A 17,486-nucleotide genomic window follows, 5' to 3' on the forward strand; every position below is an offset into this window, starting at 1 on the left:
CAGGCGGGCCCGGAGTACGCTCGTCCGGTGATCTTCTCTCCGGGCGGCTCTGCATGAGCGAAGCGGCCGCGCCCACCCGCACCCCCCGCTTCTTCGTCCTCGCCGTCGTCATCGGCCTGATCGCGGGCCTGATGTCGGGCATGTTCGGCGTCGGCGGCGGCACGGTCATCGTCCCGATGCTCGTGACCCTGCTCGGCTTCGACCAGCGCCGCGCCGCCGGAACCTCGCTCGCCGCGATCGTCCCGACGGCCGCCGTGGGCGTCATCTCGTATGCGACGGTCGGCTCGGTGGCCTGGGTGCCGGCCGTCATCCTCGCAGCCGCCGCCGTCATCGGGGCGCAGATCGGCACCTGGCTGCTCGCGCGGTTGCCTCAGAACGCCATCCGATGGGGGTTCATCGGCTTCCTGCTCGTCGTGATCGTGATGCTCTTCATCGTCGTCCCGTCCCGCGACGCCGACGTGCCGCTCACCTGGTTCACCGGAACCGGCTTCGTCGTGCTCGGGCTCATCACCGGGGTCATGGCCGGGCTCCTCGGGGTCGGCGGCGGGGTCATCGTCGTCCCGGCGCTCATGATCCTCTTCGGCATGAGCGACCTCGAGGCGAAGGGCACGTCGCTGCTCATGATGATCCCGACGGCGATCTCGGGGACGATCGGCAACCTCCGGCGCCGCAACGTCGACCTGCTCGCCGGAGTGCTCATCGGCGCGGCCGCGTGCACGACCACCGCCCTCGGCGCATGGTTCGCGACGCTCGTCGATCCGATGACCGCGAACATCCTCTTCGCCGCCTACCTCGCGTTCATCGCCATCCAGCTGTCGATCAAGGCCTGGCGCGCGCGGCGTACGCGCTGACGCACGGTCGACGCCGCCGACACCCGACGAGAGCCCCTGCGGAGGACGCGCCGGTAGGATCGTCGGGTGCCCGTGAACCCCGAGTTGCAAGGTCGTGTCTTCCCGCCGACCGTACCGTACCTCGTCGGACGTGAGAAGGTGCGCGAGTTCGCTCGCGCTGTCTTCGCGACCGACCCGCAGCACGACGACCCTGCGGCCGCCCGCGCGCTCGGCTACGACGACGTCGTCGCCCCGCCGACGTTCGCCATGGTCATCCAGGACCAGACGCTGCAGCAGCTGCTCGCCGAGCCCGACTCGGGCATCGTCCTCGAGCGCGTCGTGCACGCCGAGCAGCGCTTCCGCTACACCCGGCCGATCGTCGCCGGCGACGAACTGACCGGCGCACTGACCGTCACCGGCATCCGAGCCTTCGGAAAGGGCGCCATGGTCACAAGCGAAGCCGAGATCACGGATGCCGCGGGGTCGCACGTCGTGACGGCGACCTCCGTGCTGCTGGTCGGGGGCGACGAATGACCGCCCTCGAGGTCGGCGCCGTGGTCGCCGAGCGCACCGTGCACCTGACCCGTGCCTCCCTCGTCCGCTACGCGGGCGCATCAGGCGACTTCAACGCCATCCACTACCGCGATGACGTGGCCGCCCGCGTGGGCCTTCCGGGCGTCCTCGCCCACGGGATGCTGACGATGGGGCTCGCCGTCGAGACGATCGTCGAGTGGCTCGGCGACTCCGGCCGGATCCTCGAGTACGGCGTCCGCTTCACGCGCCCCGTCGTCGTCGATGCCGAGGGCGGCGCCGACGTGTCGGTCGTGGCCAAGGTCGGCGCCGTCGACGCGGAGTACACGCGGATCGACCTCACCGTCACGCACGCCGACACCACCGTGCTCGGCAAGGCGCAGGTCCGCATCCGGCCGGGGGCCTGAACGCCGTCATGCCCGAGATCACCCCTGTCCCGTTGGCGGACCTCACCACCCTCCGCGTAGGCGGATCGCCCCGGCGGATGATCGAGGCGCGCACCCAGGACGAGCTCGTGCACGCGCTGCGCGATGTCTGGGCGGGCGGCGACCGCTGGCTCGTCGTCGGTGGGGGATCGAACCTCCTCTTCCGCGACGGCGAGTTCGACGGCACGGTGATCCTCGTCCGCTCGCGCGGCATCGAACGTCTGGCGTCGCCCCGACCCGGGGCGGTCCGCCTCAAGGTGCAGGCCGGGCACTCGTGGGACGACCTGGTCGCTCAGACCGTCGCGGCCGGGCTGAGCGGCATCGAGGCCATGTCGGGCATCCCCGGAACGACCGGCGCGGCGCCCATCCAGAACATCGGGGCGTACGGTCAGGAGGTCGTCGAGACCCTCGTCGAGGTCGACCTGATCGACGAAGACACCGGGGAGGTCTCGACCGTCCCGGCATCCGAGCTCGGACTGGGCCTGCGCACCTCGGTCCTCAAGCAGCATCATGGCTCCGTCCCGGAGCGCTCGGCCGTCATCTTGTCGGTGACCCTCGAGCTCACCCAGGTGGGTCACGGTGACGTCGTGGTGCAGGGCGCGCAGCTGCGGACGGCACTGGGACTGGCGGGCGACGCGGCCGTGTCGATCTCGTGGATCCGCGACACGGTGCTCGCGATCCGGGCGCGGAAGGGCATGGTGCTCGACGACGGCGATCCCGACACCTGGAGCGCCGGGTCGTTCTTCCAGAACCCCGTCGTCTCGGCCACGTTCGCGGCGACGCTTCCGCCCGAGGCCCCGCGCTGGCCCATCGTGCGGGAGGACGAACCCGACACCGTGATCCCTCTCGACCGCTTCGAGGGGTTCATTCCGCCGCGGCCCGCCGAGCCGAACGCTGTGAAGGTCAGTGCGGCGTGGCTCATCGAGCAGGCCGGGATGCCGAAGGGCTTCCGCCTGCCCCGCTCGCGCGCCTCGCTGTCGACCAAGCACGCCCTCGCCCTCACCAACCGGGGATCGGCGACGGCGGAGGAGCTCGCGGCTCTCGCACGGCTCATCCAGCAGCGCGTGCAGTCGGAGTTCGGCGTGCTCCTCCAGCCGGAGCCCGTGCTGTTCGGCGTCGAGCTCTGAGGCGCGACCGGACGAAGCCGGCGGCGGCCGCCGTCAGCTGAACAGGCGCTGGAGGCGCTGGACACCCTCGAGCAGCTGGTCGTCGCCGAGGGCGTACGACAGCCGCAGGTAGCCCGACGGGCCGAAGGCCTCACCGGGGACGACGGCGACTTCGGCCTTTTCGAGGATGAGATCGGCGAGCTCGAGCGACGTCGTCACGGTCGTGCCGTCCCAGGTCTTGCCGAGCAGCCCCCTCACATCGGGGTACACGTAGAACGCGCCGAGCGGGTTCGGAACCGTCACGCCGGGGATCTTCGCGAGTTCACCGACGATGGTGCCGCGGCGACGGTCGAAGGCCTGACGCATCTGCTCGGCCTCGGTCTGCGGCCCGGTGAGTGCGGCGAGCGCGGCCCGCTGGGCGACGTTGTTGACGTTGGAGCTCAGGTGCGACTGCAGGTTCGCGGCGGCCTTGATGACATCGCTCGGTCCGACCATCCAGCCCACGCGCCAGCCGGTCATCGCGTAGGTCTTCGCGACGCCGTTGACGAGGATCGTCTGGGCGGCGAGAGCCGGAACGGCCTCGACGATGGAGACGGCGCGGGCGCCCTCGTAGACGAGGTTCTGGTAGATCTCGTCGGTGATGACCCAGATGCCGTGCTCGAGCGCCCACTCGCCGATCGCCGTCGTCTCGTCGGCGGTGTAGACCGCGCCCGTCGGGTTCGAGGGTGAGACGAAGACGAGCACGGTGGTCTTCTCGGTGCGCGCGGCTTCGAGCTGCTCGACGGTGACCTTGTACTCCTGGTCTGCGCCGGCGAACACGGTGACGGGAATGCCGTCGGCCAGGGCGATGGCCTCGGGGTAGGTGGTCCAGTACGGCGCCGGGAGGAGGACTTCGTCGCCCGGGTTCACGACGGCCTGGAACGCCTGGTAGACGGCCTGCTTGCCGCCGTTGGTGACCACGACCTGCGAGGGGGAGACCTCGAGGCCGGAGTCGCGCAGCGTCTTCGCGGCGATCGCCTCCCGGAGCACGGGGAGCCCGGCGGCAGGGCTGTAGCGGAAGTTCGCGGGCACGCGGAGCGCCTCTGCGGCGGCGTCGACGATGAACTGCGGCGTCGGGAAGTCGGGCTCGCCCGCCGCGTAGGAGATCACGGGGCGACCGGCCGCCTGGAGCGCTTTGGCCTTCGCGTCGACCTTGAGGGTCGCGGACTCGGCGATGGCGGTCAGTTTGCGGGAGAGCGGAGCGCGTTCGGTCACTCTCCGAGCGTACCCAAGCGGGGCCCGATGGCGGATGCCATTTCGCGGCATCCGACGGTGATCACCGCGTCGGGCGGGTGAGGATCTCGTTGCCGGTCTCGGTGATGGCGACCGTGTGCTCGGTGTGCGCCGTGCGGCATCCCGTCGCGCTCCGGAGCGTCCACCCGTCGTCGTCGACGACGAGCTCGGCGGTGTCGACCATCACCCACGGCTCGATCGCGAGCATCAGGCCGGGACGGAGCTGGTAGCCGCGGCCCGGACGCCCCGTGTTCGACACGTGCGGATCCTGATGCATCGTCGTGCCGATGCCGTGCCCGCCGAAGTCGGTGTTGATGGGGTAGCCGGCCCCCGAGAGCACCTCGCCGATCGCGTGCGAGATGTCGCCGATGCGTGCGCCGGGCTGCGCGGCCTCGATGCCGGCGGCGAGCGCCTCCCGCGTCGCGGTGATGAGCGGATCGTTCTCGGCGTGCGCGCCGCCGCCCACGGTGAAGCTGATGGCGGCGTCGGCGGCGACCCCGCTCGTCTTGATCGCGAGGTCGAGGGTGAGCAGGTCGCCCGCGACGACGCGCTGGTCGCGCGGCCGGCCATGGAGCACGGCGTCGTTGACGGCGGTGCAGATGTAGTGGCCGAACGGGCCGCGTCCGAACGACGGCGCGTAGTCGACGTAGCAGGATTCGGCTCCGGCGCCGAGAATCATGTCCTTCGCCCACGCATCGATCTCGAGGAGGTTCGTCCCCGGCTTCACGCGCTCCTTGATGCCGTGCAGGATGTCGCCCACGAGTCCGCCCGTCGTGCGGGCGCGGTCGATCTGGTCAGGGGTGAGGATCTCGATCACCCAATAACTATACCGGCGGTTCGGTTATGATCGAGGGCATGATGGTCCGGCTCGCCCTCTCCGACGCGGAGATCCAGCGCGGCCAGCGGCTGGGACGTGTGCTTCGCGCCGCGCGTGGTGACCGATCGACTCTCGACGTGGCTCTCGCCGCCGGGGTGTCTCCCGAGACGGTGCGCAAGATCGAGGGAGGGCGGATCGCGACGCCCGCCTTTCCCACCATTGCCGCGCTCGCCGGTGTTCTGGGGCTCTCGCTCGACACGCTGTGGGCGGAGATAACCCGGGTGCCCGTCGGCCGCTGAGCCCGCGGCCGCATCCGTCCCACGGTCTCCCAGCCCCCTCTAGTACTGTGGGCAGGTGAGTGACATCGAAAACGCCCCCGAATCCGCCGACGTACCGACGGGACCGGGCTTCGAAGAGCTCGGCCTGACCGGTCCCGTCCTCGCCGCCATCAAGGACCTCGGCTACGAGACGCCCTCCGCGATCCAGGCCGCAACGATCCCCGTCCTTCTCGGCGGCCGTGACGTCGTCGGCATGGCGCAGACCGGAACCGGCAAGACCGCAGCCTTCGCCCTGCCCATCATGGAGAACCTCGACCTCTCCCAGAAGACGCCTCAGGCGCTCGTCCTGGCACCGACCCGTGAGCTCGCGCTCCAGGTGTGCGAGGCGTTCGAGTCCTACGCCGCCCGTATGAAGGGCGTTCACGTCCTCCCCGTCTACGGCGGCCAGGGCTACGGCGTGCAGCTGTCGGCCCTCCGGCGCGGCGTGCACATCGTCGTCGGCACGCCCGGCCGCATCATGGACCACCTCGAGAAGGGCACCCTCGACCTTTCGCAGCTCAAGAACCTCGTCCTCGACGAGGCCGACGAGATGCTGAAGATGGGCTTCGCCGAAGACGTCGAGCAGATCCTCGCGAAGACGCCCGCCGAGAAGCAGGTCGCCCTGTTCTCCGCGACGATGCCGCCCTCGATCCGCCGTCTCGCGCAGCAGTACCTGCGCGACCCGGAAGAGATCACCGTCAAGACCAAGACGTCGACGAACGTCAACATCACGCAGCGGTACCTGATCGTGTCTTACCAGCAGAAGGTCGACGCGCTCACCCGCATCCTCGAAGTCGAAGACTTCGACGGCATGATCATCTTCGTCCGCACGAAGAACGAGACCGAGACGCTCGCCGAGAAGCTCCGCGCCCGCGGATTCAGCGCGGCGCCGATCAACGGCGACATCCCGCAGCCCCAGCGCGAGCGGTCGATCTCGCAGCTCAAGGACGGCAAGCTCGACATCCTCGTCGCGACCGACGTCGCTGCCCGCGGTCTCGACGTGGAGCGCATCAGCCACGTCGTGAACTTCGACATCCCCACCGACACCGAGTCGTACGTGCACCGCATCGGCCGCACGGGCCGCGCCGGCCGCAAGGGCGACGCGATCAGCTTCGTCACACCGCGCGAGCGCTACCTGCTCGCGCACATCGAGCGCGCGACCCGTCAGGCTCCCACGCAGATGCAGCTGCCGACGACCGAGGACATCAACTCGACCCGCCTCGCGCGCTTCGACGATGCGATCACCGCGGCCCTGGGCGAGACCGACCGGATCAACGGCTTCCGCGATGTCATCGCCCACTACGTGCGCAACCACGACGTGCCCGAGCAGGACGTCGCGGCCGCGCTGGCCGTCGTCGCACAGGGCGAGACGCCGCTGCTGCTCGACCCCGCCAGCGACCAGCTCGCGAAGGCGCTCGCCGCCGACGCGCAGCGCGGCACCCGCAGCAACGACAAGGGCAGCAGCCGCCCCGAGCGCGCCGACGGCGGGTCGCGTGAGCGTCGCAGCCGCGGCGACTTCACGGCGTACCGCATCGACGTCGGGCGTCGCCACCGCGTGGAGCCCCGGCAGATCGTCGGCGCTCTCGCGAACGAAGGCGGTCTCGGCCGTGACGACTTCGGCGCCATCACGATCCGCCCCGACTTCTCGCTCGTCGAGCTGCCGACGTCGATGGACCCGGGCGTGCTCGACCGGCTCCGCGCGACCCGCATCTCGGGACAGCTCATCAACATCACGCCCGACCGCGGCCGCCCCGGTCAGCGCCGGAACGACGGCCCGCGCCGGTTCGACGACGCCGCCGGCTCCGACGCCGCGCGCAAGCCGCGCCACAAGCGCGACTGACGTCGGCCGGGCGTTCCGGGGCCTCAGCGGCCGCGGAACGCCTCGCCCGTCATCACCGCACGGATCCGCTCGACCGGGAGTTTCGGCGTCCGGTCGGCGCTCGCGAGACCATTCGTCTCCTGCAGCGTGTCGGTGAGCTGGGTGTAGCAGAATCCCGCGAGCGTCTCGCTCGCGTGCACCGCCGCCATCAGACCGGTGAGGCGTTCGTCGAAGTCCGGTGCCGACGACGCGGCCGAATAGCCCCAGGCGTCGTCGGCGGCATCGACGTCGAACGAGATCCCGCCGAACTCCGTCAGCATCACGGGGGCATCGCTCACGTCTCCGCTGAGGATCAGCAGGCGACCGGCCGGGCCGACGGTGTCGATCATGCGCTGGACGTCGGCACGGGTGCGATAGCGATCCCGGACGACGTCGGGCCGCCACTCGTAGTCGTGGATCGCGACGATGTCGGTATCGACCTGCTCCCACCCGTCGTTGGACACGACCGGCCGGGTCGGGTCGAGCGCCTTGGTGAGGGAGACGAGCGCGCGGGCGAAATGCCGCATCCGCGGATCAGTGGCGATGTGCTGGACCCCCCAGCTCTCGTTGAGTGGCACCCACGTCACGATCGACGGATGCGAGAAGTCGCGCCGCACCACTTCGAGCCACTCGCGGGTGGTGCGTTCTACCGCGTCGGGCGAGAACGTGAACGTCGCGGGGGCCTCGCCCCAGACGAGCAGGCCGAGGCGGTCGGCCTCGAACAGGAAGCGCGGATCCTCGAACTTCTGGTGCACGCGCGTCGCGTTGAAGCCCATGGACTTGATCAGCGACACCTCGTCGGCGAGAGCGCCAGGCGAGGGGGAGGCGAGGTGGCTCTCGGGCCAGTAGCCCTGGTTCAGGACGGACCTCACGTAATAGGGGCGATCGTTGAGGAAGAATCGGCCGCGGGCGACATGCGCGCTCCGGATGCCGAGGTACGACCGCACGTCGTCGTCGCCCACCTGCACGTCGGCGTCGATCAGGCGCGGGTGCTCGGGCGACCAGAGCAGTTCCTCGTAGGCCTGTCCGTTCGCGAGCTCGGCGAGCGGGATGACGAGGGTCGCCTCGTCGTCGGCGACGGTCGTGGCGATCCGGCCGAGGTCCCGCCCGTCGAACCGGAGTCGGGCGGAGACCGGCACCGGTTCCGGCGGCACGGCGGAGAGCTCGATGCGCGCTGTGACGAGACCCGTACGGGGGTCCGCCGTCCAGTGGAGCGCCGTGAGGTGGATCACGGGCACCGATTCGAGCCAGACGGGCTGCCAGATGCCGCTCGTCCGGTGGTACCAGATCACGTGCGGTTGCTCGCGCCAGTCCTGCTTGCCGCGGGGCTGTGCGATGTCGTGCGGATCGTCTTCGACCCTCACCACGATCAGGTGATCACCCGACCCGGTGAGCGCGTCGGTGACGTCGAACGAGAAGGGCGTGTGTCCACCCTCATGCCCGCCGACGAGATGACCGTCGACCCAGACCCGGCAGCGGTAGTCCACGGCGCCGAAGTGCAGCAGCATCCGCCCGCCCGCCCGCCCGGCCGCGGCGAGGTCGGACGCGGACACGCGGCGTGAGTACCACGCGATGCGGTGCAGCCCGGTGTCGCCCACGCCCGACGCGGCCGATTCGGGCGGAAAGGGGACGGCGATGTCCTGAACGTCGACGACACCGTCCGCCGGCCACCCCGCGGCGACGCCCCGGTCGTCATCGTCGTACGCGAAGCTCCAGGTGCCGCAGAGGCTCTGCCACGCGGACCGCACCAGCTGAGGACGCGGATACCCGTCGTCCCGATCGGTCAGCGGGGTGGAGCGGTGGTCGTCATCGATCATGGCGTCCAGCATGCCCCAAGTTTGCAGCGCTGTAAACCGCGTTGTTACGGCGCCGGAGGGTGCGGCGCGCTCTCCCGCACCACGATGCGGTGCGGGGCGACTTCGTGTCGCCCGACCCCGTCGTAGCCGGCGATGCGCTCGCGCAGCAGCGTCATCGCGCGGGCGAACAGCGTGTCGACGTCGGGGCTGACGCTCGTGAGGCTCGGGAATGTCACGGCGCTCAGGCGCGTGTCGTCCCACCCCGTCACCGCGACATCCTCCGGCACCCGGATGCCGCGCTCGTGGAGCGCGCGCAGGGTGCCGATGGCGGCCAGGTCGTCGCGGCAGACGACGGCGTCGACGTCCCACCCGTCGGCGAGCGCCTGCCGCACGGCCGCCGCCGTGTCGGCCGCGTCGATCGATGCGGTGGCCACCAGCATCCGCGGGTCGGGGGTGAGGCCGGCGTGGGAGAGGGCCTCCTGGTAGCCGAGGATGCGCTGTTTCGAGGTGTCGCTGAGCGACGCGGCCTCGTGGCCGACGAACCCGATGCGGCGGCGGCCGAGAGCGAGGAGGTGCTCGGTGATCTCGCGCGCGGCCGCGACGTTGTCGATCATCACGTGGTCCATGGTGAGCGGCGCGCGCGTCTCGCCCAGGAGCACGATCGGAATCTCGGAGCGGTGCCGGGCGATCTCCGCGGAGGTCATCTGCGAGGGCTGGAAGATCATGCCGTCGATCAGGCCCGCCTCCGAGCTGGCGATGAGGGCGCGTTCGCCCTCGATCGTGGCGTCGGTCTCCTCGAGCAGCACGCGGTAGTCGAAGTCGGGCGCGCGGCGCGACGCCACATGGGCCAGCTCGGCGAAGTACGGGATCGCGACGTCGGCGAACGCGAGCGCGATGAACCCCGTCCGACCGGTCGCCAGCCGGCGCGCGACCATGTTCGGCCGGTAGCCGAGTTCGTCGATGGCCTTCTGCACGACGGCGCGGGTGCGGGCCGACACGTGCGGGTAGTCGCGGACGACGTTCGAGACGGTCTTCATCGATACGCCGGCGCGTTCGGCGACGTCCTGTAGTCGCGGTCCGCGCATCGGTTCTCCTCGGGGCGCACCGATCGTCCGGTGCCCGCCGAAAGAGTACCCCGCCGCGCGCGAACCGGCGGGATGCACGCGCGCACCCCCATTGACACTCAATTTCTAGCGCTGTACATTCGCAGCAATCTCAACACAGCGCACTCGGAACGGTCCGGGTGGGTGAGACTCAAAGGAGAGCAATCACATGACATCGCGATTTGCGCGCGGGATGGGCGTGGGCCTGGCGGCCACCCTGGCATTGGCGCTGACCGCCTGCGGCGGGTCGACTGCCGCCCCCGAGGGCGTGTCCGGCGAGGACTACGACGGTCCCGCCGTCGAGATCACGTTCTGGCACGGCTGGACGGGTGGAGCTGCCCCCACGATCGTGCCGAAGCTCATCGACCAGTTCAACGCGGAGCACGAGAACATCACCGTCAAGAACGTTCCGCAGGAGTGGGCCGACATCTCCTCGAAGATGCCGTTGGCCATCAAGGCCGGCAAGGGGCCGGACGTCGCGGTCCTCCACGGCGATGACCTCGCGACGTACGCGGCGCAGAACCTGCTCCAGCCCGCCGACGAGATCATCAGTGGCCTCGGGTACGACGACGGCGACTTCCCCCCGGGCGTGTTCGAGATGGGCGACTTCCGCGACGCGCAGTACGCCATCCCGTGGAGCGTCACCCCGCTCGGCCTCTTCGTCAACAAGGACGTCATGGCCAAGGCCGATCTCACCGAGATCCCCGCCGACCGCGAGGGGTACCTCGCGGCTCTCGACGCGCTGAAGGCGGTCGATGTGCAGGGCGAGTGGGTCGATGGCTACGTCTTCACCGGGACCTTCGAGTTCCAGAGTCTCCTGTGGCAGTTCGGCGGCGACCTCTACGACGAGAACGTGGAGGAGGCGACCTTCAACTCCGAGGCGGGAGTCGAGGCGCTCACCTGGATGACCGAGCTGGTCGACAAGGGCTACAGCCCGAAGAACGTCGCCCAGGACGGCAACATCAAGGCGCTCCTCGCCGGGCAGACGGCCTTCAACTGGAACGGCGTCTGGCAGACCACCAACACGGCGTTCGGCGACCTCGACTGGGAGGCCGCCGCGGTCCCGCAGATCGGCGACGAGAAGGCGGTCTGGTCGAGCTCGACCCACTGGGTCTTCCCGGCGAACAAGGGTCAGGATGCCGACAAGACGTCCGCGGCTGCAACGTTCGTGAAGTGGATGAACGACAACTCCGTCGGCTGGGCCGAGACGGGTGAGCTCCCCGCCGCCAACACGGTGCGCGAGGACCCGAGCCTGCTCGAGACCTACCCCGCCCTCGAGCCGTTCATGGAGCAGCTCGACTACGCCCACTACGAGACGGTCTCGCCGGGCATCAACGAGGCCAACGCCCTCATCACGACCGCGATCAACGAGGCGCTGACAGGCAAGAAGACGCCGAAGCAGGCGCTCGACGACGCCAAGAAGAAGGCGGATGCCGTGATCGCGTCCAACCAGGAGAAGTATGGCGATTGATCTCGCCGCCGCCACGGCCGTCCCCGCCCCGCGCTCCGGCGCCCGGCGGGGCGGCCGTTCCGGCCGGCGCCCCGCTGCCCGCCGTCGTACGCTGATCGGCTATCTCTTCCTCGCGCCGTTCCTGGTGCTGTTCACGACCTTCGTGATCGTGCCCGCCGTGTTCGGGCTGTGGATCAGCCTCACCAACTGGAGCCCTTTCCGCGACAGTCAGGACTTCGTCGGCCTCAAGAACTACCTCGACCTGTTCACCGCAGGATCGACCACCTCGGGCGACTTCTGGGGTGCCATGCGTGCCACGGGGCTGTTCGTGGTGCTGAGCGTGCCGTTCCTCGTGGTGCTGCCGCTGTTCATCGCCGTGCTCCTGAACCGCAACCTGCGCGGGTCGACGTTCTTCCGCACCGTCTTCTTCGCCCCGTACGTGCTCGGCGTAGCGATCGTCGGCGTCATCTGGAGCTACGTGTTCGACACGCAGTCCGGCATCCTGAACCATCTCCTCGGCATGCTGGGCCTCCCCTCCGACACACCCTGGGTCGTCGACACACCCTGGGTGTGGGTGTCGCTCGTCGGGGTCACCGTGTGGTGGACGGCCGGCCTCAACACCGTGATCTTCCTCGCCGGCTTGAAGGGCATCAACACCGACCTCTACGAGGCCGCCGCCCTCGACGGAGCGGGCGCCGCCCGCACGTTCTTCAGCGTCACCCTGCCGGGTCTTCGCCCGGTGATGCTCTTCATCACCACGACGACCGTGCTCGCGTCGGCGAACATGTTCGGGCAGTCGTTCCTGCTGACCAACGGCGGACCGGGAACCGAGACCCGCACGGCCATCATGTACATCGCCGATCAGGGGCTCTCGCAGAACAACATGGCCCCGGCCTCGGCCATGAGCTATGTGCTGTTCGCGTTCCTCGCCATCATCAGCGTCGTCAACTTCCGCATCCAGCGCGAACGCACCGAGAAGGCCATCTCATGACCGACACCGTCCGTCGAGACCCCGTCCGCCCGGCCGCCGCGCACCAGGGGCGTGAGCGCCGCGAAGCGCGGCGGCCTCGGGTGCGCCGCGCCGCGTCACGGGCGTCGCTCTACGCCATCCTCGGAGCGCTCGCCCTCGTCGTCATCTTCCCGCTGGTGTGGATGCTGCTGACCTCGGTGAAGACCGATGCGGATGCTGTCCGCAACCCGTACGCGCTGCCCGATCCCGTGTCGATCGAGGCGTACCAGACCCTGCTGGTGAGCGGTCAGCAGCCCATCTTCCTGTGGCTGTGGAACAGCTTCGCGGCCGCGACGCTGCAGACCATCTTGATCCTCGTCACCGCGTCGATGGCCGCCTACGCCCTCGCGCGGCTCGAGTTCGCGGGCCGCAACATCGTGTTCGGGCTGATCATCGCGACGCTGCTGGTTCCGCCGGTGGTGTTCCTCATCCCCAACTACCTGATCGTCGAGAACTTCGGCTGGCTCGACACGATCCTCGCGATCACGGTGCCGGGGGCGGCCAGTGCCTTCGGCGTCTTCTTCCTGCGTCAGTTCTTCCTCGGCGTTCCCGTCGAGATCGAAGAGGCGGCGCGTATCGACGGCGCGGGGGAGTTCCGGATCTTCTTCCAGGTGGCGCTCCCGCTTGCGAAACCGGCGCTCGCGACCCTCGCGGTGCTGTCGTTCCTCGGCAACTGGAACGACTTCCTCTGGCCGGTCTACGTGCTCCTCTCGCCCGAGAACATGACGCTGCAGCCGGGCCTCGCCATGCTGCAGGGCGCTTACCGCACCCACTTCGGCATCGTGATGGCGGGCGCCGCGATCGCCTCGATCCCCGTGCTCATCCTGTTCGCGTTCGCGCAGCGTCAGATCGTCGATTCTGTCGCCGGGGCGGCGGTGAAGGGATGAGTGCCCGGTCGCCGCTGGCAGGGCTCGGAGCTCTGGCCCTCGTCGCGCTGCTGGTCGGGTGCGCCGGGCCGGAGCCTGGCGCCCCCTCCGAATCGTCTTCTCCGGCGGCGGAGACCGCGGACGGCGGCGCCTTCGTGATCGACGAGGACTTCCCCGACCCCGACGTCGTCGAGGTGGAGGGCGGCTTCGCGGCCTTCGCCACGGGCAGTCACGGCCTGAACATCCGTGTCGCTCGGTCGGACGATCTCGCCGACTGGCAGGTCGAGCGACGCGATGCGCTCCCCGTGCTGCCGGCGTGGGCATCTCCCGGCCGCACCTGGGCGCCTGAGGTCGTGGCCACCGGCGACGGCTTCACGATGTACGTGACGGCGCAGCACACCGAGTCGGGGCGACAGTGCATCGGCGTGGCCACCGCGGCATCCGTCGACGAGGCCTTCACCCCCGAGGGCGACGAGCCGCTCGTGTGCCCGGTCGATGAGGGCGGCGCGATCGATGCGGCGACGTTCGACGACGCCGACGGCAGCCGCTACCTCCTGTGGAAGACCGACGGCAACTGCTGCAGCCTCGACACCTGGCTCATGATGGCGCCGCTCAGTGCAGACGGACGCACCCTTGCGGGTGAGCCGTTCCGGCTGATCTCGCAGGGCCTCGAGTGGGAGGGTGCTCTCGTCGAGGCCCCCACCCTGATCGAGCGCGACGGTGTCTACCACCTCCTCTATTCGGCGAACGACTACGGCAGCGACGCCTACGCGGTCGGTGCGGCGTCGGCCGACGCGCTCACCGGGCCGTGGGAGAAGCAGCCCGAGCCGGTGCTCGCCACATCCTCGAGCGGCGGCCGGTACCTCGGACCGGGTGGGCAGGACGTCGTCGCCACCCCGGGCGGTGACGTGCTCGTGTTCCACGGGTGGGATGAGCAGTACATCTACCGGGGGATGCACACGGCGCCGGTGTCCTTCGAGGGTGGCACAGTGGCGGTCGGCTGAGCCGGACCGGCCGCGAGGCGCCTGGGAGGGTTCCGCGGGGTCAGTCGAGACGGTCCCGGAGGCCGAACGCCGCCCACAGCTCGCCGCGCGCCGCGAATGACGAGAGGTCACGCCCCAGGACGCGCTCGGCCGCCTGCAGGCGCGTCCGCACGGTGTGGCGGTGCACGCCCAGCGCCCGCGCCGCCGCATCGTTCGACCCGTCGGCATCCAGCCACGCGCGAAGCGTCGCCGTGAGCTGGGCTCCGCTGGCGGCGTCGTGCGATTCGAGGGGGCTCAGGAGCGCGTTGGCCGCATCGCGGGCTTCTGCCGACGCGAGCGATGACAGGATGCCGCCGGCGCGAAGGTCGGCGACGTGCACCACCCGGTGCGTCGGCGTGGCCCGAGACCTCGCGGCGCGGGCCTGATCGAGCGCCGCTGCGAACCGGTCGTAGCCCGTCGGCAGCGAGACCCCGATGCGGCGCTCGAAACGGTCGGCGATGTCCGACAGCTCCGCGGCCTCACCGGCGGGGAGCACGATCACCACGGCGTCGTCCACCGGTCCGTAGAAGAGGCCGCCGTGCCGCTCGTCGGCCCGCAGCTCGAGGATCTCGAGCATCGGATCGGCGCCGCTGCGCGCGGCATCCGCGAGCGCGACGACCACGGGCGCCGCCGGGAGAGGCCCCCAGATGTCGCGGGAGATGCGGCGGGCGAGAGCGGGGTCGCCGCCCTCGAGGGCGTGAACCATGCCGGTGCGGAGCGCGCCTCGGGCGCGCCCGAGACGCTGGTGCTGCTCGAGGGCAAGGCCTGCCATGGCGATCACCGCGTTGACGACGTCGCGGCCTTCGCGGTCGAGATCGCCCGCGGCGATCGCGACGACCCCGCGAAGCCTGCCGCCGCGCCCGAGGGTCTGCAGGGAGAAGACCTCATCGCCCGAGTGCAGCGCAGAGCTCGCCCGGGCGCCGCGCCGGAGCACCGCGCCGACCTCGGTGTGGAGCGCGCCGGCGGCCACCGGGTCGACACCGCCGTCGGGGTGCTCCTGCACGAGCTCGCCGGCCGCGTCGTACATGCCGACCCAGGTGTCGAGCTGGCGGGCCAGCTCGACGATCGTCGCCCCCAGGCCGTCGGGGCGGAGAGCTGCGATCGCGATCGCCCGCTGCGCCGACAGAGCCCAGCTGCGCCGCGCGTAGGCCTGCGCCGCGATCGCCTCCGCGTTGGCCCGCGCGACGGCGATGAACGGCGTCGAATACGGCACCTCGAACAGCGGCATCCGTGCGGCGCGGCATGCGCCCGCCAGCCCCGTCGGGATGCCCGCGCGCACGACCTCGGTGCCGAAGCCGAGTCCGGCGGCCCCGCGGTCGACGAGCCGCCGGACGTAGTCGTCGAAGGGCCGCCGTGCCGAATCGGCGGCGTCGGCGAACTGCGTTCCGGTGGTGAGGAGCACGAGGTCTTCGCCGAGGAAGGGCGTGGGGTCGGCGAGGTCGGAGCTGTGCACCCACCGCGTCGCGCGATCGAGCGCCCCGGGAAGGAGGTCCGCCTCGGTCCCGGCGAGGCGCAGATCCAGCTCGCGCCGGGCGAGGAGTGCGCGCAGGGTCGGTTCGGGATCGGCGATCGGCGCCATGGCTCCTCCGGTCTGGGCTATCCGCGCTGTACGCGTTGTACAGCAGCTCGCCCAGGATATACAGCGCGGTGAGTGACGTGGGTGTCGGCGCGGTCCTACGCTCGCGGCATGAGCTCGACCATCGCTTCCCCCACCATGCCCCTCGGCGGACCGACCCTTCCCCAGGTGCGCCGCATGACGACGTCGATCCCCGGGCCACGCTCGCAGGATCTGCTGGCCCGAAAGGCGGCCGCGGTCGCTGCCGGGGTCGGCCACACGGTGCCGATCGCCGCCGTCGCCGCAGGAGGGGGCGTCGTCGTCGACGCCGACGGCAACTCGCTCATCGATCTCGGCGCCGGCATCGCCGTCACGACCGTCGGGGTCTCGCACCCGAAGGTGGTCGAGGCGATCGCCGCGCAGGCAGCGCAGCTCACCCACTCCTGCTTCATGATCTCGCCCTACGAGCCCTACGTCGAGGTCGCCGAAGCGCTCAACCGCGTGACACCCGGCGACCACGAGAAGAAGAGCGCGCTCTTCAACTCCGGCGCCGAAGCGGTCGAGAACGCCGTCAAGATCGCCCGCAAGTTCACCGGCAAGCAGGCCGTCGTCGCGTTCGACCACGCCTACCACGGCCGCACCAACCTCACGATGGCGCTCACCGCGAAGTCGATGCCCTACAAGAGCGGGTTCGGGCCCTTCGCCTCCGAGATCTACCGCGTGCCCGCCTCGTACCCGCTCCGTGACGGGCTGTCGGGCCAGGATGCCGCCGCGCGCGCCATCTCGATGATCGAGAAGCAGATCGGCGCCGACAACCTCGCCGCCGTCATCATCGAGCCGATCCAGGGCGAGGGCGGCTTCATCGTCCCGGCCGACGGATTCCTCCCCGCGGTCGTCGACTGGTGCCGGGAGAACGGGGTCGTGTTCATCGCCGACGAGGTGCAGTCGGGCTTCGCCCGCACCGGCGCGATGTTCGCCAGCGAGCTGTTCGGCATCGTGCCGGACCTGATCACCACGGCCAAGGGCATTGCTGGGGGCATGCCCTTGGCCGCGGTCACCGGTCGCGCCGAGATCATGGACGCCACCCACGGCGGTGGCCTCGGCGGCACCTACGGCGGCAACCCCGTCGCCTGTGCGGCGGCGCTCGCCGCGATCGACGCGTTCGAGAACGACGGGCTGATCGAACGTGCGCAGGAGGTCGGCGCGCTGCTGACCCGGCGGCTCGGAGAGATCGCCGCCGCAGACCCGCGCATCGGCGAGGTCCGTGGGCGCGGCGCGATGATCGCGATCGAGTTCGTCGATCCCGCATCGGGGGCCCCCGACGGCGCGCTGGCCGGAGCGGTGGCGAAAGCCGCGATCGCCGAGGGCGTGATCGTCCTCACCTGCGGCACCTACGGCAACGTCATCCGCTTCCTGCCCCCGCTGTCGATCGGAGATGATCTGCTGCACGAAGGCCTGGGCGTCGTCGCCGACGCGCTCGGACGGGTCTGATCGTGGCGCCGCCGGGGTCGAACGGATGGCGCGGACCC

16 protein-coding genes are annotated in these 17,486 nt (G+C 70.4%); 11 read left to right on the plus strand and 5 right to left on the minus strand.

The window, feature by feature from the left end; all coding sequences use genetic code 11:
- Positions 1–53: 53 nt before the first annotated feature.
- From ACJJV7_RS14125 to ACJJV7_RS14140, 4 genes are all read left to right on the plus strand, one after another.
- The gene (locus ACJJV7_RS14125; RefSeq protein ID WP_405373687.1) at positions 54–851 is read left to right on the plus strand and encodes a sulfite exporter TauE/SafE family protein; all 798 of its coding nucleotides are present in this window, start codon (positions 54–56) and stop codon (positions 849–851) included.
- A 66-nt stretch (positions 852–917) separates the two neighbouring features.
- A complete protein-coding gene (locus tag ACJJV7_RS14130; RefSeq protein ID WP_405373685.1) occupies positions 918–1,364 on the plus strand; it encodes a MaoC family dehydratase N-terminal domain-containing protein in 447 nt (148 codons plus the stop codon).
- Positions 1,361–1,768 (plus strand): MaoC/PaaZ C-terminal domain-containing protein, encoded by a 408-nt coding sequence (locus ACJJV7_RS14135; protein ID WP_405373684.1) that lies wholly within the window; start codon positions 1,361–1,363, stop codon positions 1,766–1,768. Before ACJJV7_RS14130 ends, ACJJV7_RS14135 begins: the two co-directional genes overlap by 4 nt.
- Positions 1,769–1,776: 8 nt before the next feature.
- Positions 1,777–2,913 carry a UDP-N-acetylmuramate dehydrogenase gene (locus ACJJV7_RS14140; protein WP_405373682.1) on the plus strand — a complete coding sequence of 379 codons (1,137 nt, stop codon included), beginning with the start codon at positions 1,777–1,779 and terminating at the stop codon, positions 2,911–2,913.
- 33 nt (positions 2,914–2,946) lie between these two features.
- Here the strand turns inward: ACJJV7_RS14140 and ACJJV7_RS14145 are convergent, their stop codons facing one another.
- Together ACJJV7_RS14145 and map are read right to left on the minus strand one after the other, a co-directional pair.
- Positions 2,947–4,146, minus strand: a complete 1,200-nt coding sequence (locus ACJJV7_RS14145; protein ID WP_405373680.1) for a pyridoxal phosphate-dependent aminotransferase — start codon at positions 4,144–4,146, stop codon at positions 2,947–2,949.
- 61 nt (positions 4,147–4,207) lie between these two features.
- Positions 4,208–4,981, minus strand: coding sequence for a type I methionyl aminopeptidase (gene map / locus ACJJV7_RS14150; protein ID WP_405373678.1), 774 nt, complete (start codon positions 4,979–4,981; stop codon positions 4,208–4,210).
- A gap of 41 nt (positions 4,982–5,022) precedes the next feature.
- On the opposite strand from map, the gene ACJJV7_RS14155 reads away from it, so the two are divergent.
- Together ACJJV7_RS14155 and ACJJV7_RS14160 are read left to right on the plus strand one after the other, a co-directional pair.
- The gene (locus ACJJV7_RS14155; protein ID WP_405374907.1) at positions 5,023–5,280 is read left to right on the plus strand and encodes a helix-turn-helix domain-containing protein; all 258 of its coding nucleotides are present in this window, start codon (positions 5,023–5,025) and stop codon (positions 5,278–5,280) included.
- A gap of 64 nt (positions 5,281–5,344) precedes the next feature.
- Positions 5,345–7,138: a DEAD/DEAH box helicase gene (locus ACJJV7_RS14160; RefSeq protein ID WP_405374905.1), complete on the plus strand. Its 1,794-nt coding sequence runs from the start codon at positions 5,345–5,347 to the stop codon at positions 7,136–7,138.
- Between the two features lie 23 nt (positions 7,139–7,161).
- Here the strand turns inward: ACJJV7_RS14160 and ACJJV7_RS14165 are convergent, their stop codons facing one another.
- Complete coding sequence (locus ACJJV7_RS14165; protein ID WP_405373677.1) at positions 7,162–8,985, minus strand: glycoside hydrolase family 2 protein; 1,824 nt, start codon at positions 8,983–8,985, stop codon at positions 7,162–7,164.
- A 32-nt stretch (positions 8,986–9,017) separates the two neighbouring features.
- Entirely contained in the window at positions 9,018–10,037 is a 1,020-nt protein-coding gene (locus ACJJV7_RS14170) for a LacI family DNA-binding transcriptional regulator (protein ID WP_405373675.1), read from the minus strand.
- A 187-nt stretch (positions 10,038–10,224) separates the two neighbouring features.
- On the opposite strand from ACJJV7_RS14170, the gene ACJJV7_RS14175 reads away from it, so the two are divergent.
- Genes ACJJV7_RS14175 through ACJJV7_RS14190 form a run of 4 tightly spaced genes read left to right on the plus strand, consistent with a single transcriptional unit; the run spans position 10,225 to position 14,384 of the window.
- Positions 10,225–11,526 (plus strand): ABC transporter substrate-binding protein, encoded by a 1,302-nt coding sequence (locus tag ACJJV7_RS14175; protein ID WP_405373673.1) that lies wholly within the window; start codon positions 10,225–10,227, stop codon positions 11,524–11,526.
- Positions 11,516–12,496, plus strand: a complete 981-nt coding sequence (locus tag ACJJV7_RS14180) for a carbohydrate ABC transporter permease (RefSeq protein ID WP_405373671.1) — start codon at positions 11,516–11,518, stop codon at positions 12,494–12,496. The genes ACJJV7_RS14175 and ACJJV7_RS14180 overlap by 11 nt, the downstream gene beginning before the upstream one ends.
- A complete protein-coding gene (locus ACJJV7_RS14185; RefSeq protein WP_405373669.1) occupies positions 12,493–13,401 on the plus strand; it encodes a carbohydrate ABC transporter permease in 909 nt (302 codons plus the stop codon). The genes ACJJV7_RS14180 and ACJJV7_RS14185 overlap by 4 nt, the downstream gene beginning before the upstream one ends.
- Complete coding sequence (locus ACJJV7_RS14190; RefSeq protein WP_405373667.1) at positions 13,398–14,384, plus strand: glycoside hydrolase family 43 protein; 987 nt, start codon at positions 13,398–13,400, stop codon at positions 14,382–14,384. The genes ACJJV7_RS14185 and ACJJV7_RS14190 overlap by 4 nt, the downstream gene beginning before the upstream one ends.
- A gap of 40 nt (positions 14,385–14,424) precedes the next feature.
- Here ACJJV7_RS14190 and ACJJV7_RS14195 read toward each other — a convergent pair whose 3' ends face one another.
- Positions 14,425–15,981, minus strand: coding sequence for a PucR family transcriptional regulator (locus ACJJV7_RS14195; protein ID WP_405373666.1), 1,557 nt, complete (start codon positions 15,979–15,981; stop codon positions 14,425–14,427).
- Between the two features lie 108 nt (positions 15,982–16,089).
- On the opposite strand from ACJJV7_RS14195, the gene gabT reads away from it, so the two are divergent.
- Complete coding sequence (gabT, locus tag ACJJV7_RS14200; protein ID WP_405373665.1) at positions 16,090–17,448, plus strand: 4-aminobutyrate--2-oxoglutarate transaminase; 1,359 nt, start codon at positions 16,090–16,092, stop codon at positions 17,446–17,448.
- Positions 17,449–17,486 lie beyond the last annotated feature (38 nt).

It is taken from the genome of Microbacterium sp. Ld4 (assembly GCF_045066555.1).
GTDB lineage: Bacteria > Actinomycetota > Actinomycetes > Actinomycetales > Microbacteriaceae > Microbacterium.